Annotated in this window: 20 protein-coding genes; 6 read left to right on the forward strand and 14 right to left on the reverse strand. The window is 61.0% G+C overall.

Annotated features, from left to right (window positions below; genetic code table 11):
- Window positions 1-3 precede the first annotated feature (3 nt).
- Complete coding sequence (gene prfB / locus VKT51_09290; protein ID HLJ84350.1) at window positions 4-1083, reverse strand: peptide chain release factor 2; 1080 nt, start codon at window positions 1081-1083, stop codon at window positions 4-6.
- A 400-nt stretch (window positions 1084-1483) separates the two neighbouring features.
- Here prfB and VKT51_09295 point away from each other — a divergent pair, with 400 nt between their 5' ends.
- Window positions 1484-2683: a hypothetical protein gene (locus VKT51_09295; GenBank protein ID HLJ84351.1), complete on the forward strand. Its 1200-nt coding sequence runs from the start codon at window positions 1484-1486 to the stop codon at window positions 2681-2683.
- Between the two features lie 93 nt (window positions 2684-2776).
- On the opposite strand, the gene VKT51_09300 is transcribed toward VKT51_09295, so the two are convergent.
- Window positions 2777-3181, reverse strand: a complete 405-nt coding sequence (locus VKT51_09300; protein ID HLJ84352.1) for a VOC family protein — start codon at window positions 3179-3181, stop codon at window positions 2777-2779.
- 69 nt (window positions 3182-3250) lie between these two features.
- Window positions 3251-4495 (reverse strand): MFS transporter, encoded by a 1245-nt coding sequence (locus tag VKT51_09305; protein HLJ84353.1) that lies wholly within the window; start codon window positions 4493-4495, stop codon window positions 3251-3253.
- A 97-nt stretch (window positions 4496-4592) separates the two neighbouring features.
- Here VKT51_09305 and VKT51_09310 point away from each other — a divergent pair, with 97 nt between their 5' ends.
- Window positions 4593-5705, forward strand: a complete 1113-nt coding sequence (locus VKT51_09310) for a hypothetical protein (protein HLJ84354.1) — start codon at window positions 4593-4595, stop codon at window positions 5703-5705.
- 57 nt (window positions 5706-5762) lie between these two features.
- Window positions 5763-6173: a hypothetical protein gene (locus VKT51_09315; GenBank protein HLJ84355.1), complete on the forward strand. Its 411-nt coding sequence runs from the start codon at window positions 5763-5765 to the stop codon at window positions 6171-6173.
- Between the two features lie 1181 nt (window positions 6174-7354).
- Here VKT51_09315 and secA read toward each other — a convergent pair.
- The 8 genes from secA to VKT51_09355 form a co-directional block, all read right to left on the reverse strand.
- Window positions 7355-10096: a preprotein translocase subunit SecA gene (secA, locus tag VKT51_09320; protein ID HLJ84356.1), complete on the reverse strand. Its 2742-nt coding sequence runs from the start codon at window positions 10094-10096 to the stop codon at window positions 7355-7357.
- 63 nt (window positions 10097-10159) lie between these two features.
- Window positions 10160-10399, reverse strand: coding sequence for a hypothetical protein (locus VKT51_09325; GenBank protein ID HLJ84357.1), 240 nt, complete (start codon window positions 10397-10399; stop codon window positions 10160-10162).
- A 144-nt stretch (window positions 10400-10543) separates the two neighbouring features.
- Window positions 10544-11101, reverse strand: a complete 558-nt coding sequence (gene raiA / locus VKT51_09330) for a ribosome-associated translation inhibitor RaiA (GenBank protein ID HLJ84358.1) — start codon at window positions 11099-11101, stop codon at window positions 10544-10546.
- A 244-nt stretch (window positions 11102-11345) separates the two neighbouring features.
- Window positions 11346-12128, reverse strand: a complete 783-nt coding sequence (locus VKT51_09335) for a polysaccharide deacetylase family protein (protein ID HLJ84359.1) — start codon at window positions 12126-12128, stop codon at window positions 11346-11348.
- A gap of 37 nt (window positions 12129-12165) precedes the next feature.
- Window positions 12166-13506, reverse strand: a complete 1341-nt coding sequence (locus VKT51_09340) for an LCP family protein (GenBank protein HLJ84360.1) — start codon at window positions 13504-13506, stop codon at window positions 12166-12168.
- A 15-nt stretch (window positions 13507-13521) separates the two neighbouring features.
- Entirely contained in the window at window positions 13522-14907 is a 1386-nt protein-coding gene (gene rimO / locus VKT51_09345) for a 30S ribosomal protein S12 methylthiotransferase RimO (GenBank protein HLJ84361.1), read from the reverse strand.
- Window positions 14907-15395 carry a YajQ family cyclic di-GMP-binding protein gene (locus tag VKT51_09350; GenBank protein HLJ84362.1) on the reverse strand — a complete coding sequence of 163 codons (489 nt, stop codon included), beginning with the start codon at window positions 15393-15395 and terminating at the stop codon, window positions 14907-14909. Before VKT51_09350 ends, rimO begins: the two co-directional genes overlap by 1 nt.
- Window positions 15396-15402: 7 nt before the next feature.
- Window positions 15403-16191 (reverse strand): helix-turn-helix domain-containing protein, encoded by a 789-nt coding sequence (locus tag VKT51_09355; protein HLJ84363.1) that lies wholly within the window; start codon window positions 16189-16191, stop codon window positions 15403-15405.
- Between the two features lie 129 nt (window positions 16192-16320).
- Between VKT51_09355 and mnmA the strand changes: the two genes are divergently transcribed.
- From mnmA to VKT51_09370, 3 genes are all read left to right on the forward strand, one after another.
- Window positions 16321-17442 carry a tRNA 2-thiouridine(34) synthase MnmA gene (gene mnmA, locus VKT51_09360; GenBank protein HLJ84364.1) on the forward strand — a complete coding sequence of 374 codons (1122 nt, stop codon included), beginning with the start codon at window positions 16321-16323 and terminating at the stop codon, window positions 17440-17442.
- Window positions 17443-17545: 103 nt separating this feature from the next.
- Window positions 17546-18163, forward strand: a complete 618-nt coding sequence (locus tag VKT51_09365) for a hypothetical protein (protein ID HLJ84365.1) — start codon at window positions 17546-17548, stop codon at window positions 18161-18163.
- 12 nt (window positions 18164-18175) lie between these two features.
- Window positions 18176-18766: a hypothetical protein gene (locus VKT51_09370; GenBank protein HLJ84366.1), complete on the forward strand. Its 591-nt coding sequence runs from the start codon at window positions 18176-18178 to the stop codon at window positions 18764-18766.
- Between the two features lie 88 nt (window positions 18767-18854).
- Here the strand turns inward: VKT51_09370 and mqnC are convergent, their stop codons facing one another.
- Genes mqnC through VKT51_09385 form a run of 3 tightly spaced genes read right to left on the reverse strand, consistent with a single transcriptional unit; the run spans window position 18855 to window position 21861 of the window.
- Window positions 18855-19940 (reverse strand): cyclic dehypoxanthinyl futalosine synthase, encoded by a 1086-nt coding sequence (mqnC, locus tag VKT51_09375; protein HLJ84367.1) that lies wholly within the window; start codon window positions 19938-19940, stop codon window positions 18855-18857.
- Window positions 19933-20769, reverse strand: coding sequence for a menaquinone biosynthesis protein (locus tag VKT51_09380; GenBank protein HLJ84368.1), 837 nt, complete (start codon window positions 20767-20769; stop codon window positions 19933-19935). The genes mqnC and VKT51_09380 overlap by 8 nt, the downstream gene beginning before the upstream one ends.
- A gap of 3 nt (window positions 20770-20772) precedes the next feature.
- Window positions 20773-21861 (reverse strand): CofH family radical SAM protein, encoded by a 1089-nt coding sequence (locus VKT51_09385; protein ID HLJ84369.1) that lies wholly within the window; start codon window positions 21859-21861, stop codon window positions 20773-20775.
- Window positions 21862-21885 lie beyond the last annotated feature (24 nt).

Consider the following 21885-nt stretch of genomic DNA (forward strand, 5'->3'; position numbering starts at 1 on the left):
GCGCTACTTCGAGCGCCTGCGTCCCTGCAGATAGGCCCACATGAATGGGTCAAGGTCACCGTCGAGCACTCCTTGCGCGTCGGTGATTTTGACGTCGCTGCGGTGATCGTTGACCATCGTATACGGTTGCAGCGTATACGAACGGATCTGACTGCCCCATTCGATCGCGCTCTTCTGGCCGGTGAGCGCGGCAAGTTTCGCGGCGCGCTCGTCGCGCTCGCGCTGCGCGAGCTTGGCCGCAAGCATCTTCATCGCGCGGTTGCGATTTGCGAGCTGCGAACGTTCCGTCTGACAGGCGACGATGATTCCCGTCGGCTTGTGGATGATGCGGATCGCGCTCTCGGTCTTGTTGACATACTGACCGCCGGCGCCGCCGCTCTTATATGTTTCGATCTCGATCTCGTCCGGACGGATCTCCGGCTCTTTATCCGTCTCTTCGAGTTCCGGCGTCACGTCGACCGATGCGAACGAAGTGTGGCGCCGCTTTGCAGCGTCAAACGGCGAGATGCGCACGAGCCGATGCACGCCGCGCTCGCTCTCCAAGTAGCCATATGCGTTCTTGCCTTGGACGAGTATGGTCACGCTTTTGAGTCCGGCTTCGTCTCCGTCAAGACTGTCGACGATCTCAGCGCGGTAGCCGTGCCGCTCCGCCCAGCGGAGATACATGCGCAAGAGCATCGACGTCCAGTCGCACGCTTCAGTGCCGCCCGCCCCCGCGTGGATGCTCACGATCGCGTCGTGCGAGTCGTACTCGCCGTCGAAGACGGCCGTCATTTCGGCTGCGTCGATATCGTTTGCGAGCGCCGCGACCGCCGCCGCGATCTCCGCCTCGAGCGCGGGCTCGGCGTCCGATAGCTGCGCGAATTCAGAGAGCTCGGCGGAGCGCACGCCCAGAGCGGTCAATGGGTCGATGTCCGAGCGAATGTCGGCAAGCCGTTTCATGTGCTTCTGGGCGGCTTGCGCGTCGTTCCAAAAGGATGGGTCGTGGGTTTCCCGTTCGAGTTCGTCTACGGTTCGGACTTTTTCGGCATAGTCAAAGCCGCACCCGCAGCGTCTGCAGGCGGTCGTCGATACGCGCGAGATCGGTCTTCAACTGCTCGTTCATATGTCTCATCGGATGTAGGGCGGACCTTCATGGTCCGCCGTCCGCGGACCCGCCGATGTCTCAAGGAATTCGAAAATCGGCGGACTGAAGATCGATGCGCTGCCAACTCAGGAGGCCATCATCGGAAGATGGCCGCTCTCGCATTGCATTTGCCTACCGCATCGTCGTGAGACCTTTCGGCGCGAATATCCGGCGAACTGCCCGCGATAGCGTGAACATGAAAACCTTAGACGGCAAGCGACAGCTAGAGCATTGCACAGCAGGCCTGGGTCGAAAGTCCGGAGGGAGGCGCGCCGATTTGCGGCAAGCCAGGCATCGTCAGCAATAGCGCGCCGGTCTATGGCCGCTGTCTGAGTTTTTGTTAAGAAGGAGACACCGGTGACAGTACGCACGACTCGATCGTCGTTGGTGATTTTGGCATTGGCTTTTGTCGCGCTCGCAAGCGGCCGGTCGGCCGTCGCGGCAGTGCCCTCGTTCCAGGCATCTCATCTCGTTGCGACACCAGCGCAAACCTCCACGTGGGCGCAGCGCCACAACTATAAAGAGATATACCGAGTCGTTCCGCCCGACGGCGTCGACATGACCACTCTCGACACGCAGGCAGCCACCGGTAAGACCGTTCCGCTTTGGAGCGCTTCTATCGTCTCGCCCGTCAATCAAAAGAAATATGCCTTCAAGATGGTTGGTACGAGCCCGTTGCTCACGCAGAAGAGCAGCACGACGGTGAAATTCGTTTTGGTCGAACTTCGTTTCCACTTCTCAAACGGCGTCGTGCTCAGCCCGATCCTGCCCGGATGCGGAGACAGCCATTCCGTCGTCTCGCGCGTGCTTGGTTCGCCCATCATCGCGAACAACATCGACTATATTTCGAACGGCCAAAACGTCGGCAAGACGCAGTTCGAAGATGCTTTCCAACGCGCCAACTTTTGGAAATACGTCAAGAGCACGAATTATCACGTGGTGCTCAAACAAGACGGCACGATTCTGTTCGACGTCACCGTACCTTCCAATGAAGGCTTCACGCAAAGCCAAGGAGGCTGCCCGCCTCTTGGCGAGGTGAATTTCAGCTGGTTTGACGCCGGCTACAAAGCCGCGCTGAAGCAATTTGTGAACAAGCCCGGCGACTTGGCGCTTGGCATCAACTACAACACGGTTCTGTTTGAGAACAGCCCGAGCAACTGCTGCACGCTCGGCTACCACGAGGCGGTCGGTATCAATGGCGGAACCGCCACGCAGACCTACAGCGAGTCTGCGTACGTCGATCAAGGTATCTTCAACGGCTGGAATACTGCGACGTTGAGCCACGAGATCGGCGAGTGGATGGACGATCCGCTCGGCAACAATCCAACGCCCGCGTGGGGCCACACCGGTCAAGTTTCGGGCTGCCAGAACAACCTCGAGGTCGGCGACCCCTTGAGCGGCACGACGTTCAATGTGACTGACAACGGGTTCACCTACGAGGTTCAAGACTTGGCGTTCTTCTCGTGGTTCTATCGCCAGAGCCCGTCAATAGGTACCGGTGGATTCTACTCGCTCGGCGGCACGTTCACGCACGGGGCGGGGCCGATCTGCCACTAAATCGACATAAGCGTCGTTATGCGCCATCGGCCGCCTTTGGGGCGGCCGATTTTCTTTTGGCTTGTTCGCTCTGTGAGCGGGTGCGACGGCCTGCTATTTCTCGCAGTTGACAAACCATTCGAGACCGAACTTGTCCTTGAGCACGCCAAACTTGGCGCTCCAGAACACCTCGCCGAGCGGCATCTCGACTTCGCCGCCTTTGGCAAGCGCGTCGAAGATCCGCGTCGCTTCAGCTTCATCGCGCGTCGATAACGATAACGAGATGTTACCGTCCACGTTCGGCGTGTCGGGGCGTCCGTCCGAAGCGCTGAACTTCACCGCCCCCGATTCGAACCGCGCATACATGATCTTGTCGCCCCAGTTCGGCGGCGCGGGCATTTCGGGCGGCGCTTCCTTCATGCGCATGAGCGAGTCGATCGTGCCGCCAAAGATGCTCTTGTAGAAATTGAGCGCCTCTTCGCACTTGCCGTAGAAGAAAAGGTAAGGTTGCAACTCCAACATGTATGACCTTTCTCTGAGATGCGTGAGGCGTGGCGGTTCGTTTCCCGGACTGTCGATATCCTGTCGTCAAGCGGTTGGTATGCTGGTGAACCGAAAGGCGGCACTAAAGCGGATCCACAAAGCCGCTGCCAAGGACACAAGCCCCGCGATCACGATTGTCGGCAACGCGCCGATCGTGCTTCCGATTATTCCCCCGAGTACGCTGCCGATCGGCAGCGTCCCCCAAACTATCGTGCGCATCGTTGCGTTCATCCGGCCTTGCAGTGACGGTGCGACGATGGCTTGGCGAAGACTCACCTGATTGACATTGTAGACTGGGTAGGCAAATGATTGAAGCAGTTGCGCTAGCAACAAGAAAATCATGGGAAGGCCGAAAGCGGCGAGCGCCGTGACAAGGATGCCGACCCCGCCCATGATGCTGGTCAGCAACAGCGTCTTGCCAAATCCAAACCGACGTGCAATGCCGGCGGCAAGAAATGCGCCCGCAACGCCGAGATTCCCAAACGCAAGCACGCCGCCCACGAGCGCTGGTGCGAGATGCAGACTTCTGTACGCGAAAATCAGGAATACGGCTCCGATCATAGCACTGCCGAGATTGCTTGTGGCCGTGCATGCTGCTATGTTGCGCAAGACCGGATTCTTGTAAACTACTTCGACGCCGGCGCGAAGCTCTTGAAAGAACCCGGTTGAGATCGCGGAGGAAGATGCCACTACCTCGCGTTTCCGAATAGCCGCGAGACCGACCACTGAACCGATGAACGACAGCGCATCAACGAGGACGGACAGCGGAGCGCCAAGCCACTGTATGAGAATGCCCGCGAAACCGTTGCCGGCCACATCTGAAGCCGAGCGGCTGATCTCCAGTTTCGAATTGCCTTCTATTAAGTCGACCCGATCGATCAACGTGGGCAGATACGATTGATATGCCACGTCGAAAAAAACGGTTAGGACGCCGACGACGAGCGCAACAACATAGAGCTGCCCGAGCGTGAGCATATGGTTGGCCCAGGCTAGGGGAACGGATCCGAGCGCCATGGCGCGACCCACGTCGGCGGTGATCATGACCGCTCTGCGGGGCAACCGGTCTACCCAAACGCCAGCGGGCAATCCCAACATGGGAAACGCCAAGAATTGAGCGGCTTCCAGTAAGCCGACTTGGTATGCATGTGCACCCAGCGTGAGAATTGCGACGCTGGGGAGTGCGAGCGCGGTGATGCTGCTTCCAAACAGGCTGATCGTCTGGCCCGTCCAAAGCCTCGCGAAGTCAGGATGGCGCCAGAGGCGATTTCCGGGCTTAGGAAGATCCGACATTAGGACGTCACCGACGTTTCCCGGAATGTGAAATCACCTGCAGGTCCGAAGTCGCACACGCTGACTAACACAAGTGTGGTAGATTGGCTTTCAGTCATTGGCTTTGCGCAAGAACCGGGAAGTCGATCCCTACGGAGGTTTTCCGATGAACCGGAAGTATGCCGTTGTTCGCTTCGCTGTGTTGTTCGCTGAAGGTCTTACGCTCTGTTCGCTTTTTCAACTGTCGGCGTGCGGTGGCGGCGGCGGATCTGCAGGTGTTGCACCGCCGCCTCCGGTCAAGCGTTGCACAGGCAATTGCATCGTAGAACCATTCAATGCCACGAACAACTTTGCTCTCCTTAGCACTCTGTTCCCTTATCCGGTCGTATATGCAACCGGCTCTGGCGCCAATTGGAATGTCCTGTCGTGGGGCCAACAGTCTGGGGTGAACTGGAAGCCTTTTGTGATCACAAGTCCTTCGTCGACCGAGACTCTATACACCTCATCCACATTGGCGACGGCCTATGATCCCATGTCAGTGACTTTTCAAAGTAATCCAGCTTCAGCGACTTGGACCTCGACTACCTTAGGTCAAACCGCGACGACGTACTGCGGCTCAATCCCCCAAGAGTTTGATTTCTTTCTTCAGCCAAACGGCCCAGGGTTCGTCCAGACAAATCCGAGTGGTATTCTACCGGCCGGCGCCTATCCCAGCGGAGCCATTCCCACTTTGGATCAGATCACAAACCTTGACTTCCAGGGAACCATTACGGTCTTGGCGGCATCCCAATCCACGTCGAGTTTTGAATGCGGAGTGAATCAGAGCCAAGTCATACCGTCTCTCATCTTCAATTCGACAACAGGCCAAACTCTTTTTTACCAGCTGGAGGTCGCCTTAGAATGCTACCAGGGCACCCTGCCCGGGCAGGGCTGTGTCTCTGGTCCGCCGACTGAATTCTTTTGCCAGGGCACCCAACCGTACTGCATTGGCGACCCCATCACGAGTTATGGACATAATCTCCTCAATCAAGGAGACGCGCTGACTATGAACGGCATCAACCTCGCCCCGCGCTTAAGAGCGCTCATCAGCGGGGGCTCTCCCGATGGGCTGATGGACTCAAACCCTGCAGACTGGCGGCTCACAAGCATGTATATCGGACAGAGCGGCTGGGGCCGGGCTAACCTTGAAACCCTATGGAGCGGAGAGTTCTTGGTTCAGCTGACATATTAGTGTCGGCGTTTCCAACGTCAGATATCCGAAGTTACCGCCTCCGACCGAGGAGTTCGCATGAAGCGCAGCACCGTCTTAACCACCACGTCCGTGCTCTCGATCATCCTCCTCTCGCTTCATTTTACGGATGACATCGTCTATGGGACCGATAGGTCCCCGGTCTTGAACGTCGTGGCAATCGCTGTCCTCGTCATCTGGCTATACGGGTCGCTCGTGCTCGCCGATCGGCGATCGGGGCACGTGATCATGCTCCTCGGATCGATCGCGGGACTGGTAGTCTTTACCGTTCACGTGAACCGAGCCGGAGGACTGCCGGCCGGAGCCCTCGCCGAGTCCAGCGGAACATTTTTCTTCGTTTGGACTCTCCTCGCGCTCGCCGTGACCTCCGCCTTCTCCGCGATCCTCTCGGCGTACGGATTGTGGAATCTGCGACGTTCAAACGCGCCGAATGCTAGCCCGATGATTTGAGACGTAACTCCGCATCGCAAATTTGCAGGCCGAGCGCGAACGTTGTGAGGTTTGCAGCGTAATATTTCGCAAGTTGATGCGAGCGAGACGTGGGGTTTTCACAGGTTCCGGCTTGACTCAGGCGCCGTCGACGGCCAGGTTGCTGGATAACTCGCGCTGAGCGCTCACCTGGGCGAGGATATCGTTTTCCTACTTCTCAACCGTCGCCACGGCGTCGACGCCGACCACGAAGGAACTTCGGTGGCTGGCGCGACCAGTCTGCATGCGGAATCTACTTGACGCGGGCTCCGTAGATCAGATGCCAGAAAACCATCACTTGTAAACCGGTTCGGCGTAGAAATCGTCAAGAGTTCGGGGCGGCTCATGAAGGAAAAGGACGCTGTAGTGGTCGCCGCGGTCAAAGATGGCAATCTTGCCTCCGACAATCGACTTGTCGCTGCATGCGACATGGTATTGGCGTGTCAATTCTTGACACGCCGTGACCATTACGGCCGCAAAGTTCCCGCCCATCGTTAGGATTGGCCTCGAGTCACCCACGAAATCTGGCGAAGATATCGCGACTGGCGATGTCGTCGCCGACGGTAGCGGATCACCCCTGGCACCAAGTGCAACCGCCGTGACGAACATCGACGCGAGAATTGAGCGGCCTAATGGAATCATTTTGATTGAGACCTCCGTTTAAGGGCGTGATAGAGGCCCTCCGAGTCGGGCGTGCATTCGCATTAATAGCCCTGTGAAGCACAATTGATGACAAAACGGCCGATCGGCCTCAACTCACGCGTTGGGGGGGCCTGCGAACTCTGTTCCATTGCAAGGCCAGACGTACATGTGTTGCAGAGCTGCATTTGCGTATCTGCGGTCAATCACGTGTGGCGGTCCAAATCGGTCCGCGATGACGACAGGGGGCTGTGAGACCTCGTTGATGTACAGCACTGCGTACCGTCTGCCGTCAGTTGATACTCGCGTCCACCTAACCTGCTTCTGATCTGCGACCGGGAGCGACTTAATAATGGCCAACATCCAACGGCGATCCAAATCTGACAAGTGCTGCATTTTGAAATATGCTGTCGTCGGAAGAAATTCCAAACAAGAGCCAGTGGGCGCTGTCGCTCCATAGACCTGAGAAGCCGTCTTACCAGAACAGCCTAGGCACACATAACTCAGAAGTAGGCCGAGCAGCGTTATGCGCCGTGGCATTTCTTATACTTCTTGCCGGATCCGCATGGGCACGGATCGTTGCGGCCAACGCGTGCGCCTTCGGTCTTGCGAACAGGTTGTCGCGGCGCGGTGTCGTCGCGGTTTGAACGAAGTTGGTCGAAGCGCTTCGCGGCGTTTGGATCGAGCGGCAGCGTTCGGCCTGCGGCCATCGCACCGGCTGCTGCTCCAGCAGTTGCTCCCGCGGTTTCAAACGGTGCAGATTCGGCCGCAGGCAATGCGGCGCCGTTTGCTTGCTGCGTTTCGGGTGCAAGACCGGCCGGTGGTGGCGGCGGCTGCACGACGATGTGGAAATCATCGCCCTGATACATCGCCTGCAGAAAGTCGTCTTGTATCGTGACCTTGAGATCTTCGAAGAGCTCGAATGCTTCCTTTTCGTACTCGACGCGCGGGTCTTTCTGACCCCAGCCTCGCAGGCCGATGCCCTGTTTGAGACTGTCCATCGTGTACAGATGGTCGATCCAGAGCCGATCGATGATCTGCAGCATCGTGCCGCGCTCGAGCATCCGCAGACCGTCGCGCAGCCCTTGCTCTTCGAGCTGCGGATAGCGCGTGATCATCCGCTCTTCCTTATCGGTATAGATCTGGTCGCCTTCGCGCGCGAGCAGATCGACCATCTCCTCTTTGGAGAGCGGCAGCAACTGTTCGGGTGTGACTCGTTTGGAAATGCCGTGCACCGACTGCTCGAGTTCGGCGATGATCCTTGGGCGATCCCACTCGTGCGGATGCACGGTGTCGGCGCAGTTCGAATCAACGGCTTGCTGGCTCTTCAGCCGAACGATCTCGGTCAGCGACGGCCGGAGATTGCAGCCTTCCAGCACGCTGCGGCGCTCCGCGTAGATCACCGAGCGCTGCTTGTTCATGACGTCGTCGTATTCGAGGACGTGCTTGCGGCTCTCGTAGTGGTGCGCTTCGACTTTCTTCTGCGCGTTCTCGATGCTCTTCGTGAGGATGCCCGCCTCGATTGGCGTGTCGTCCTCGAGCTTGAAGAGCGGCGATTCCATGATGCCCTTGATGCGGTCGCCGCCGAAGATCCGCATGAGTTCGTCGTCGAGTCCGACATAGAAGCGAGACGAGCCCGGATCACCCTGCCGACCCGACCGGCCGCGCAGCTGATTGTCGATGCGCCGCGATTCGTGACGCTCCGTGCCGATGATGTGCAGGCCGCCGACAGCGGTCACGCCTTCGCCGAGTTTGATATCGACGCCGCGGCCGGCCATGTTCGTGGCGATCGTCACTTTGCCGGGCAGGCCGGCATCTTTGATGATCTCAGCTTCCTTTTCATGGTATTTCGCATTGAGCACGTTGTGCGGAATGCCGCGCTTGGAGAGGTAGCCGGAAAGACGCTCGGATTTTTCGATCGACCGAGTGCCCACAAGCACCGGCTGCCCGGCCTTGTGCCGCTCGACGATCTCGTTGATGACGGCCTTGAACTTCTGCTCTTCGTTCTTGTATACGACGTCGTCGTGGTCGCGGCGCGCGACGGCTTGGTTCGTCGGAATCACGAGTACGTCGAGGCCGTAGATCTCGCGGAATTCGCGCTCCTCGGTCTTCGCGGTACCCGTCATGCCGGCGAGTTTCTTGTACAGGCGGAAATAGTTCTGGAAGGTGATCGTGGCGAGCGTCTGATCCTCGCTCTTCACCTTGATGCCTTCTTTGGCTTCGATCGCCTGGTGAATGCCGTCTGAGTAGCGCCGGCCGTGCATGAGCCGGCCGGTGAACTCATCGACGATGATGATCTGGCCATCTTGCACGACGTACTGCTCGTCCTTGCGGAAAAGCTCTTTCGCCTTGAGCGCCGCCTGCAGTTGGTGCGTCAGCTCGAGGTTCACGGTGTCGTAGAGGTTCTGCACGCCGAGGAGCCGTTCGACCTTAGCGACGCCTTTTTCGGTGATCGGCACGGCGTGCATCTTCTCGTCGACGGTGTAATCTTCGTCGCGCACGAGTTGCGGCATGATGTTGCGCGCGAACTGCTCGTATATGTGGGTCGGATCTTTGAAGTTCGGTCCGAGGACGGCTTCGGGCGGCCCGCTGATGATGAGCGGCGTGCGCGCCTCATCGATCAAGATCGAGTCGACTTCATCCACGATGGCGTAGTTCAGGTCGCGCTGCACGCAATAGTCGACGCGCGGCGCCATGTTGTCGCGCAGATAGTCGAAGCCCGCTTCGTTGTTCGTGACGTACGTGATATCGCTCGCGTACGCCGCGCGACGTTCGTGCGGCGGCAAGAAATGCTGGATGATGCCGACGCTCTGGCCGAGCGAACGATAGATCGGACCCATCCATTCGGCATCGCGCTTCGCGAGATAGTCGTTGGACGTGACCAAGTGCACGCCTTTGCCCGCAAGCGCGTTGAGATAGATCGCAAGGGTTGCCACGAGCGTCTTGCCCTCGCCGGTGCGCATCTCTGCGACCTTGCCTTCGTGCAAGACCATGCCGCCGATGAGCTGGACGTCGAAGTGACGCATGCCGAGCGTTCGCTTGGCCGCCTCGCGGCAGACGGCAAACGCTTCGACGAGCAGATCGTCGAGCGTCGCGCCCTGTTCGAGCCGCTCGCGGAATTCGACGGTCTTGCGCGCCAGATCTTCGTCACTGAGCTGCGCGACCGACGATTCAAGCTCGTTGATGCGCAGCGCCCTTTTGCGCAGGCGTGCGACTTCGCGGTCGTTTCCGTCGACCCACGATTTGATCGATGTGAATACAGACAAGGTTTGCGGTTCCTCCGGTTGCGTTTTGAGATCGAGTGCGGCGGTGATGAGGGCCGCGCCGTCTTAACGCCGGAGCTGGACTGCCAGAGATGAGGGTGCGGGAATCGGAGGTGCCTCGCGCCGGACGAGCGCCTCGCTCGGGGCGGCGACGTCGTGGTTGAGACGCGCGGCCGGGCGATCGGCGACGTGCTGCGTGGCGCAGACGGCGATCACGCGGGCGATCGCGGTGGCATTGCACCTGGCCGGCAGGCGCGCGGCATCGGGAACGATGAGCGCGGCTGCCAGAACGAGTGAGATGAGCATACGGTCTTGGTATATTCGGCGCCGGCTAGCTCGGCCCCCACTAGTTTGGAGGGGGCGACTTGTTTGAAGGGGCCGACGCTAGTCGGCCCGGCGAAAATGAACTGGGCCGACTGGCGTCGGCCCCTTCGGTAGAACGAGGGCGTGTTAGACCGTGGGTTCGATCAGGCCCAGGTCGCCGCTTTTGCGCTTGTAGAGGACGTTGACTTGTTCCGTCTCGGCATTCAAGAAGACGAAGAAATCGTGGCCGAGCAGTTCCATCTGATGCACGGCCTCTTCTGCGTCCATCGGCTTGACGGCGAACTGCTTCGAACGGACGATGCGGGGCGCACTCGGGACATCGTCTGCGCTCTCTTCAGGCTCGACAGCGGCAAGCCCGACTTCAGCGGCGCTGATCCTGCCGTTTTGGCGATGGTGCCGTTCTCGCCGGCGCGTCTTATATTTGCGGATCTGCTGTTCGAGCCGGTCGCGCACCAAGTCGATCGATGCGTACATGTCCGGCGATCGTTCTTCCGCTTTGATGAGATAGTGGCGAAGATTGAGCGTGACGTCGACGATCTGGTCGTTGCGTTCCGTGCGCATCGTCACGTGGCCGTCGATGATGCCGTGATCGATGTAGTGTTCGAGATGTCCGATCTTTTCTTCGGCATACTCGCGCAGTGCATCGGTGACGCGAAGGTTCTTGCCCTTGATCAACAGTTGCATGCTCGTCACCCGGAAGGTCGGAGCGGGCGTGGCGAGTTCATGCCGGAAAAAACCTGTTCCTGCCATGGCGCCACTGCATGCGCGTGGTGGTGGGCGGAATACCATTCTCCGCCGGCCACCGCGGCCGCGAGAAGCGCTACAATGATCACGATACGCGCGATGATGTAGGGCGTGCGGGGGCGAGTCTTGATTATTTGACGACGCATGAGGTCTTCGAGATTTGGGCCGGCTACCGTTGGCCCCTTCAGATTTTTGACATGGGGACGCGCTGCGGGTCGTTGATCTCAGCCAGAGGCACGCGCTGCCGGAGCTCGTCGAGCGAGACAAACGTGAAACCGGCTTGGCGATACGACGCCACGATCCGTCCAAGCGCTTCGACCGTCGCGTCTTTTCCGTTGTGTAGGATGATGACCGCCGGCGCCTTGGCCTGCGCGGTCACCGCGTCGACTATTTGATCCGGCGTCACCGTTCGCCAGTCACCCGGATCGACGTCCCAGAGGACGACGGTCTCGCCGGCGGCTCGGGCCGCTGCGATCGTATCGGCGTTATAGTTGCCGTGCGGCGGGCGAAAATACGTCGTCCGCACACCCGTGACCGCAAGAATAGCCGCAGCGCCGTCGGCGATCTCCTCGGCTTGGTTCGAATACGGAAGCGTCGACATCTCGGGATGCGTCAGTGAATGATTGCCGACGCCCACGCCCGCCGCTATCGCTTGCGATGCGATCGCAGGCTGCTCGCGCGCGTCGCGGCCGATGAAGAAGAACTCGGCAGGCACGCGCAATTCGCTCAACCGATCGATCAGGACGGGGGTCGTCACCGGATACGGACCATCGTCGAACGTCAACACCGCAAGCCGTTGCCGCGCCGGATGGGAGAACGTGTCGCGGACGTCGAGCCACATGCGGGCCGCGATCGAGGCGGCTGGAGGATTGACGATTTCCGTCGCCGGCGTCGTGGGTGGAACGATGACCGGCACGAGTTCGAGTTGCGCGTGGTGTATCCAGCGCCGCGCGACGATGACCGTCACGATCGCAATCGCGATGACGGCCGCCCAGCGCCATGCCCTATTGAATGCGATAGTCCTGGCCCACGACGATCTCGACGTCGCCGCCTTCCACGGGTCCCGTGGTCGTCTTGATGTTAGCCACCGGCACATCTTTTGCGACCATGGAGAGGATCGTCTGATTCGGCCCGACGATCGAGGTGTGCGCCGCGCCGAAGCGCTTCGCATTGCCGGTCTCGATCACCGTGAAGCCTTTTTGACGCAGCGCGTCGGCCATCGCGGCCGCGGCGCCCGGCCTGCCGGACCCGTTCTCGACCTTCACTCTCACGGTCGACGGGTCGAACGAACCATCGAAACCGACGACGAGATATTTGTGCACGATCTGCGCGGATGCTTGCGGCTGCAGATAGAGCACCGATTGGCCATCGGTGTAGCCGATGTCGGTTGGTACCTCACCCGTGTGCACCATTTGCGGGGTGATGTCGCGGAGGGCGTATGCGAGCGCGAGCATCTTGTCGTATGGCATGTTGGTGCGAACATTCTTTGTCACGATCGAAAGAAGCTGCGGCACGTGCAGCGCGATCGATGGGTCTTTGAGCCGCGCGGCGAGGATCTGCATGACTTGCCGCTGCCGGCGCATGCGGCCGAAATCGCCCTCTTCGTCGTGACGATAGCGTATATAGCCGACCGTCTGATCACCGTTCAGGTGCTGATAGCCTTTTTTCAGGTGCACATGGAAGTGGCCCCAGCTGTCGTCGTAGTCCATGTCTTTTTCGACGTTCACGTCCAAGCCGCCGATCGCGTCGACGAGATTCTTCGTGGCGTCGATCTTCAACACCATGTAGTAGTCGAAGTCGGGCGTGCCAAGGTTCTTCACAAGCGTCGCTTCGGTGCGCTCCGGGCCGCCATCGGCGATCGCTTCGTTGAGTTTGCCGTATCCGGATTTCGGTATGTCCAGCCAGAGGTCGCGCGGAATCGAGAGCACGCCGATATTCTTGCTCTTGAGATCGATCGAGACCGCGATGTTCGTGTCGGACCGCGAGAGGGCGGTGTACACTTCGTCGTTCCCGGTCCAATTGTCGTCTTCGCCGAGGACGAGCACGCGCAATTTCGGTTTTCCAAATACTTGCGTGAGATCAGGCTCGAAGAGGCCCGGAAACGCTTCGCGGCCGCGGTCGCGCACGAATCCCGCGAATCCGGCGCCGACCAGCACGATGAGACACGCGGCCACCGCGATCGCGATCGTGCGCTTGCGTCCCGGCGGCGGCCCTGCGGGCGCGGCAGCGGTTACGTCTGCGGCGACGTCATGATCGACTGAATCCGCAACGTAGTCGAGATCCGCGCCTTGCGAGGCCGGATCGAACGGCTGTTGCGTCGAGTCTCCCTCGGTTGGGTCGGGCACGTCGTGCGCTTCTTTCTACCGCTCTGCGGCGACGAGCGGCTGCGCGTAGCGGTCGAATTCCGTGTGTCCGATCACGCGCGCTCGGACGAATTCGCCGACGGTGTGAGAGCCGCCGACATAGACCAGACCGTCGACGTTGGGCGCTTCCCGAACCGATCGACCGAAGCAGATCGCCCGGGAGCCCAGCGCGTCGCGAACAGGCGATCCAACAGGCAGCGTGCGCGTTCCCTCGATGAGAATGTCGAGCTCCTCGCCGACCCGCGCGCCGTCGTTCGCGTTTGCGACGCGGCGCTGCACGTCGCGGCAGCGGGCCGCACGCGCCTTCTTCGCGCGCATCGGGATCTGATCGGCTAACGCGTACGCGGCGGTGCCCTCTTCACGTGAATAGGTGAAGAACCCGACGCGGTCGAGCTTTGCACGTTCGAGGAACGAGATCAAGGCGTCGACGTGTTCCTCGGTTTCCCCCGGAAATCCGATGATAAACGTGCTGCGTATCGTGGCAGCCGGCAACGCCTCGCGCAGCGCGGCGAAAAGCTCGAGGTAGCGCTCGGGATCGGGTGGACGGCGCATGGCGCGAAGCACGACCGGATGCGCGTGCTGCAGCGGCATGTCCACGTACGGCACGACTTTGGACGATGCACGCATCGCTGCGATGAGCGACGGCTTGACGGACGTGGGATAGAGATAGAGGAGCCGTACCCAACGCAGATCCTCGATCTCGTCGAGAGCACGGATGAGATCCGGCAAACCGTCCTTGAGGCCGATGTCGCGGCCGTAGTCCGACGTGTCTTGCGCGACGAGATTCAGTTCTCGCGCTCCGCCGGCGACCAGCGCCCGTGCCTCTGTGACGAGCGATGCGATCGTGCGGCTCTTTCCGAGTCCGCGCAGCGTCGGAATGATGCAGAACGCGCAGACGTGGTTGCAGCCTTCAGATACCTTCAAGTATGCGGTGGCTCGCTGCGTCGTGACCATGCGCGGCAAGAAGCCGAGGCGCTCGACGTACGCATCGCGATCCTCGAGATGCAACGGCCGCCCGCCGGCCGACGATTCGCTGATGATCTCGCCGATCTTCGGAAACGCGCCGGTGCCGATCACCGCGTCGATTTCGGGGATGAGTTCGCGAAGGTCGGCGCCGTAGCGCTGCGCCAAGCAGCCCGCGACGACCAGCGTCTGACCGGGTCGCTTGGCAGCTGCGTAGCGCATGATCGCATCGGTGGATTCCACTTTTGCCGGATCGATAAAGGCACACGTATTGACGATGACCGCGTCGGCGTCGTCCGCTTCGGTCGTGACGGCCCAGCCGTCGGACGTGAGCGATCCGAGCATCACTTCGCTATCGACAAGGTTCTTGGCGCAGCCGAGACTCGCAAGATAGACGCGCCGCTGCGCCGCGACGGCCATCAGCGGAAGTTCACGAACTGCACCGCGAAATCGAGATCCATCCCGCGCACGAGTTCCATCGTCTTCTGCAGGTCGTCCTTCGACTTGCTGCTGACCCGCACTTGCTCGTCTTGGATCTTCGTGCTCACTTTCAATTTCGAATTCTTGATCGCTTCGGTGACCTTCTTTGCGCGTTCGGTCGCGATGCCTTGCGTGATGGTGACGACTTGGCGCAACGTCCCCTGGGATGCGGCTTCCGGCTTGCCGTATTCCAAGGCCTTCAGCGAGATCCCGCGCTTGACGGCCTTGCCTGCGAGGATATCGATGACGTTCTTGCGCTTCATATCGTCGTCGGCGACGATCGTGATGGTGGTGTCTTTGAGTTCGATGGACGATTTCGAATTCTTGAAATCGAAACGCGTCGCGATCTCGCGCGCCGCCTGATTGACTGCGTCTTCGAGAGCCTGTTTCTCCACCTTGGAGATGATGTCAAACGAATATTCGCTCATGCCTCTCTCATTGCGCGCCGCTCGTCGGCGCCGGTGCCGGTGTCGCGATCGCGAACACTCGATCTTCTACCTGGCCCACTCGCCCGAGCGAGCCGATGTCCTTGCCGTCGATCGTCGCTACGATGCCGCCGGCGTTGCCCGCGCGCAACGTGATCTCTCGATCGGCGCGAAACTCTCGCACGCTCCCCGTCGGCAGCGTGGAGTACAGCACGCGTTTGCCGTCTACGGTCACCGAGAGCCAACACGGCTGCGTCACCGCGATTCGCAGATCCACGGGCGCTGATTGGCTGGCTGCCATCTCTTCGCCGGCAGCGTTCGCGTCGACGGACGATGCGCTCGGAAGCGGCGTCGGCGACGGCGACGATTCCGTCGCGACGGCACCGGCGTTTCCCCCGCCGCGCAGCAATCCGATTCCATTCACCACGACCAGCGCGACGAGCAGCGCCGCTACGACGCCGGTGATCGGAACGACCCATGCCAAGACGTTTGCGCGGTTCTCGCGCGAATCGATCACGCCTCTTTGGATCGGCACGAAGGCGCTGATCGCCGGGCGCGGGTCATCGGCAGAGATCTCTTCGTTCGCCTCCGCCGCCAGACGGTCGGCGTCGAGGCCGACGAGCCGCGCATAGTTCTTCAGAAACCCGCGCGCGTAGATCGGATCGCCGATCGCGCGCCAATCCTCGCGTTCGAGCGCGTCGACGAACATCGTACGAATGCGAAGCTTCTTGGCGACGTCTGCGGCGGTGAGCCCGCGCGCTTCGCGAGCGTCGATCAGTCGCTGGCCGATGCCTGACATGGGCGCTCTCGCGTATGGATGGCCGCACCCGGACGACAGATCTGCGTGAATGGACGCGGCGTGATATTGAAGAATTAAAGGAGGTGTAGCATTGTCCTTTAGCGGGACGCACCGGTACAGCGAGTGATCATGCAAACGATGGCGGCGCCGGATTCGGAGCTGCGCCTTTCGGGGCGAGCGCTGGCGGCGATGAGCGGCGGAGTCGACAGCGCCGTGGCGACCGCTTTGGCGTGCGAAACGGGTCGCGACGCGGTCGGCGTCACGATGCGCCTTTGGAGCCCGGGCGATGGCGAGCTGAGCGAAAAAGTGCGCCAGTGCTGCGGACCGACCGCGTACGAAGATGCGCGCCGCGCAGCTGCGGCGATCGGGATTCCGCACTTCGTCGTCAATTTTGAACGTGCGTTCGAGCAAGCTGTGGTGGATTATTTCTGCGCCGAATATCTGGCCGGCCGCACGCCCAATCCATGCGTCGCCTGCAATAACTTCGTCAAGTTCGGCGCGCTGCTCGACTTCGCCCGAGTGCTGGGAGCCGACACGATCGTCACCGGCCACTATGCGCGCATCGCCCACGACGATGACGGCGCGCATCTCCTTCGCGCCGTCGATCGAGGCAAGGACCAGTCATACATGCTCGCCGGACTTGCGCAGGATCAACTCGCCGCACTCGTGCTCCCGCTCGGCGAACTCTCAAAGGATCGAACGCGAGATGTCGCCCGTGAGCGCGGCCTCGATGTCGCCGACAAGCCCGACTCTATGGATCTGTGTTTTGTCGATGGCGACTACCGGGGTTTCATCGCTCGTCGATTTCCCGAGAGCGCGGCGTCAGGTCCTATTGTCTCGGTCGAGGGTAAGCGCGTCGGCACGCACGATGGTCTGCTCAACTACACCGTCGGACAACGCAAGGGTCTTTCCGTGACGGATGGCGCCGGCGGTCCGTGGTACGTCGTGTCGACGGATCGCGCGTCGAATACCGTCACGGTCGGCAAGCGCGCCGATCTTGCGCGCGCCGTCATCGACTGCACGGATGCGAATATCGTGCGACCGGAACGATTCGTGGGCGGCGTCGCGCATGGTCGCGCCGTCTGCCGGTACCGCAGTACGCCGATCGAAGCCTCGGCACGGCTGACCGCGGACGGCGGCCTGCGAGTTTCTCTTGTTCAGCCGGTGCCCATGGCGTCACCGGGGCAACTGCTCGTGCTCTACGACGAGGCAGATGTCGAAGTGCTGGCCTCCGGCGTGATCGCCTCGTAGGGCGGACCTTTATGGTCCGCCGGCGGGCCATAAAGGCCCGCCCTACATTGGCCCGCCTTCCAAGATGGGTAAGAGGTACACACCTACGAACTTGTGAGGTACTATGATCAGACAATCGCTTGCGAGTTTCGCTGCGGCGACCGCGATTCTCGCTTTCGCAGCATGCTCGACGACACCGCCGCAATCATTCGGCTATCGGCCGGGCGTCGTCCCCGGCGTGACGCGTGACAAGATCGAGGCCATCCTAGGGAAGCCGACTTCGAGCGGACCGTTCAAAGTCGGCGGCATCAACGCCGACGTGATGATCTATCCGTTCGGTCAGATCATACTCGAGAACGATCGCGCAGTCGTGATCACGATCATCAAAGACCCTGCGTACAAAGGGCCGTTCGGCGCTGCGCCAGGTGTGATGAACGATCAATTTCAAGCGTCGGTCAAGGCGCAAAAGGTGCACCGCCGCGGCCATGTCGAGTACTACGATGTCCTCGTCACGCAGGGCGAAACGCGTACGCGCGATTGGTACGATCCGGCCGATAACCTGATGGTGGAGTCGGCGGCGACCAATGCCAACGATCCCGAGGCGCCATATCAGATCGTGGCCGTCAATCTCGCCGACGAGGCGGGGCGAGCTCTGCTCGAACAACTGGTACAGACGAAACTGAGCGGCGAATTTCCGGATCAGCATGTCCAGAACTACACGAGCGAGCCGTGGTCCACGTAAGGAGTCATCGGCGTGACCGATCAGACAGACCAAACGATCAACGACTCGGCGATTTCCGACTTCGGCGTCAAGCTTCCGCCGAACTCGCGCGTGAAGACGCTCTTCTTCGATGACGCCGCCAAGCAGATCCGGGTCACGCTTGACGACGACGAGACCGAAGTCATCGTTCCCGTCGAACGTATCCGCGCGCTTCACGGCGCGCGCGTCCGTCATGAGTCGGTTGCGCATTTCAAAGAATTGAATCCGGCTGCCACGGCGTCGGTGCAGTTCGTCGCCAAAGCCACGCTGACGCCGATCCGAAAAGACGTCTCCAAGGGCGCGGTCACCGTGACGAAAGAAGAGCTGCTCTATGCCTTCGCGATCCGCGTCGACGGCGTTGACTCGCTCTGGTACATCATGGCGGCGTCGTTCAACTTCCGCAAGACGCTTGGCCCGCTTGCGACGTATTCGACCGACCTCAACGTCAAGGAATTCGTCAAACGTTTTGCGTCGTTCGCGCCGCACGCGGTGTGCGATAGTTTCTTCACCGGCGTGACGAAATCGCTGCCGCTTCCTCCGCCCGTCGACACACTGATCGAATTCTTCCGCGTCGCCGCCCGGTAATCGGCGATGAAGGGGCCGACGCCAGTCGGCCCGGCGAACAATTACGTGGGCCGACTGGCGTCGGCCCCTTCAACATCCAAGCGGAAATCTAGCCGGCGGTGGCGAGCGGGTAGTCGCGGCGGTTGAAGTACGTGTCGCGGACCACGGGCCGGTAGCCGGCGCGACGGATGTTCTTCTCCAACTCCGCGCGATTTGCCGTGTTCGTGCTTCCGGCGAGCGTGACGACTTTCTCTTCTAAAATCGTTCCGCCCATGTCGTCGCAACCGAACATCAGTCCGAGCTGACCGAGTTTCAACCCCGGCGTCAGCCAGGACGACTGCAAGTGGTCGAAGTTGTCCAAGTACAGGCGGCTCACCGCGAGGACGCGCAAGTACTCCAGGCCTGTCGCCTCTTTGCCCTTGAGCGGGGTCTTGAACGGCACGTAGTACCACGGAATGAACGCCGTGAATCCATGCGTCTCGTCTTGCAGCTCGCGCAGCACGTCCAGATGGCGAATGCGCTCCGCATCGGTCTCGATCGAGCCGAACATCATGGTCGCCGTCGTCGGCATGCCGAGCCGCTGCGCGATGCGCATGACCTCGAGCCACCGGTCGTCGTCGATCTTGCGCGCCGAAATACGCTTGCGCACTCGCTCCACGAGGATCTCGGCGCCGGCGCCCGGCAACGATTTCAAACCCGCGGCGCGCAGCGTCGTCAACACATCTTCGATGCTCATGGACTCGCGCTTCGCGATGCCGCAGATCTCGCTCGTGGAAAGCGAGTGGATGTCCACATCCGGAAAGCGCTCGCCGATAGCGCGGAAGAGATCGATGTAGTAGGCGATCGGGAGATCCGGGTTGACGCCGCCTTGCACCATGATCTGTGTTGCGCCTTGATCCGCGGCGAACTTGACGCGCTCGAGCACCTGCTCGTGCGTCATCGTGTAGCCTTCGGCGTGACCCTCCGGCCGGAAGAACGCGCAAAACGTGCAGTGGACGTTGCAGATGTTCGTGTAGTTGATAGTCGTGTCGATGACGTACGTGACTTCGTCGCCCGGATGCAGCTGCTCGCGCCGCGCGTGTGCAGCCGCGCCAAGGGCATGAAGGTCGGCTTCCCGATAGACGCGCACGCCCTCGTCGTACGTGAGACGCCCGCCGCCGGCGGCGCGATCGAGCAGACTTGCGATTTCAGACATGCGTGTGGACCTCGCGCAGAAACTCAAGGTGCGGCACCGCGTTGAGCAGCCGGTGTCTGACGGCGAGCTCGAAAAATCGCATCAGACCGCGCCGCGCCGCGCCGTCGAAGTCGAAATTCAGCGTCCGGAAGTAGTCGCGGTAGAAACCGGCTGGCCGAGCGTGCGCCGATTGCGCCGCCGCGATCACGCTATCGATGTTCTCGGCGCCCCAGGCCTTGGCGCGCCGAAGCGCGGCCGCCACCGACTCGACGTCGGTCGGACGGTCCGCTGCGACTGCGCGGCGAACCGCCCAGACCGCGTACGCCATGCCGAGTCCGGTCAGCTCGTGCCAGAGCAAGCCGATGTCGTGCGCCTCGCCCTTTTCCGCGGCGAAGAACCCGTCGATCGCCGCGTCGCCGATCAGCAGACACGGCGATCCGTCGGCGCGGTATGCGGCAAGCGGATCATCTGACTCGACGAAGTCGGGCACGAATCCGTAACGCTCGGCGCAGATCGTTGCGAAGAGGTTCCGGCCGGTCGCGCTCTCGCGCGTCGCCGCGATCTTCACTCCCGCGAGATCGGCGGGCGGTCTGCGCGAAATGCAATAGATGCTGCGCACTTCGCGCTGTACACCGATGCAGACGTCCGGGAGCAGGATGAACGCATCTGCGTTCTTCGCGAAATGAAATGAGCTGATCGGGCTGATGTCGAGTTCGCCGCCGGACAAGCGCGCATTCAGCGCAGTGGGGACTCCGGCGACAAGCGTCCCCGGAAAGTCGACGGCGCCTGCGTCGAACGCGGCGTATATCGGCAGATCGTTTGTGTAACTGATGCGGCCGCAGCGGATCACTGCTTACGCCGGTTCCAAGACCTTGTACAACAGGTTGCGCCGGGTCGGCACGAAGCCCGCTTCTTCGATCGCCCGTTTCAGTTCTTGCGCAGGCGTGCTCTGATCGGTCTTGCTGCCCGCATCGCGATAGATCTGCTGTTCGTTATGCACGGTGCCGTCGATGTCGTCGGCGCCGAAGTGCAGGCCAAGCTGCGCGATCTTGATGCCGTACGAGATCCAGTACGCTTTGATGTGGTCGACGTTGTCGAGCATGAGCCGCGAGACGGCGATGGTGCGCAAGTCATCGATGCCGTCGGTCCATCCGTACTCTTCGAGATCGTTCTCTTCCGGGTGGAACGGCAACGGCACAAAGCACTTGAAGCCGCCGGTCTGCGCCTGCAGTTCGCGAAGCAGCGCGAGATGTTCGACGCGCTCTTCGATCTTCTCGACGTGACCATAGAGCATCGTGCAATTCGTCCGGATGCCGAGGCGGTGCGCGACGCGATGGACTTCCAGCCATTCTTCGGCCGACGCCTTGTGCGGGCAGACGATGTCGCGCACGCGCTTGACGAGGATCTCCGCACCGCCGCCGTTGAGCGCTGTGAGACCGGCGTCGCGCATGCGCGTCAACCCGTCTTCGTACGAGCAGCGTGCGCGCTTGCACATATAGTCGATCTCGGCCGCCGTGAAGAGCGCGAGCTGCACGTGCGGTATGCGCGCGTGAAGTTCGGCGATCATCGGAATCCAATACTCGAGGCTCGTCTGCTTGGGATCGTGGCCGCCGACGATGTGCAGCTCGTCGTAATCGGCCGGCTCGGCGCACGCTTTGTCGAGAATTTCTTCGACCGACATGCGCACCGCGCGCGCTTCTTTTTCGGATGCGGCGAACGAGCAGAATTTGCAGCCTGCGTAGCAGATGTTCGTGGTGTTGAGATAGCGCTTGAAGACGTAGTACGCGCGATCACCGTTCTTGCGCGTGCGGACCTCGTGCGCGAGCCGGCCCAGTTCGTGGAACGGCGCCCGCTCGTACAAAAAGACGCCGTCGGCGCGGTCGAGCGGCACTCCGGCGCGGATCTTCTCTGCGATTGCGCCCATCGCTGCAGTCGTGGTCACGGCTCGTTTCGGTTCTCGCACAAC

Source organism: Candidatus Eremiobacteraceae bacterium (assembly GCA_035295225.1).
Taxonomy (GTDB): Bacteria; Vulcanimicrobiota; Vulcanimicrobiia; order Eremiobacterales; family Eremiobacteraceae; genus JABCYQ01.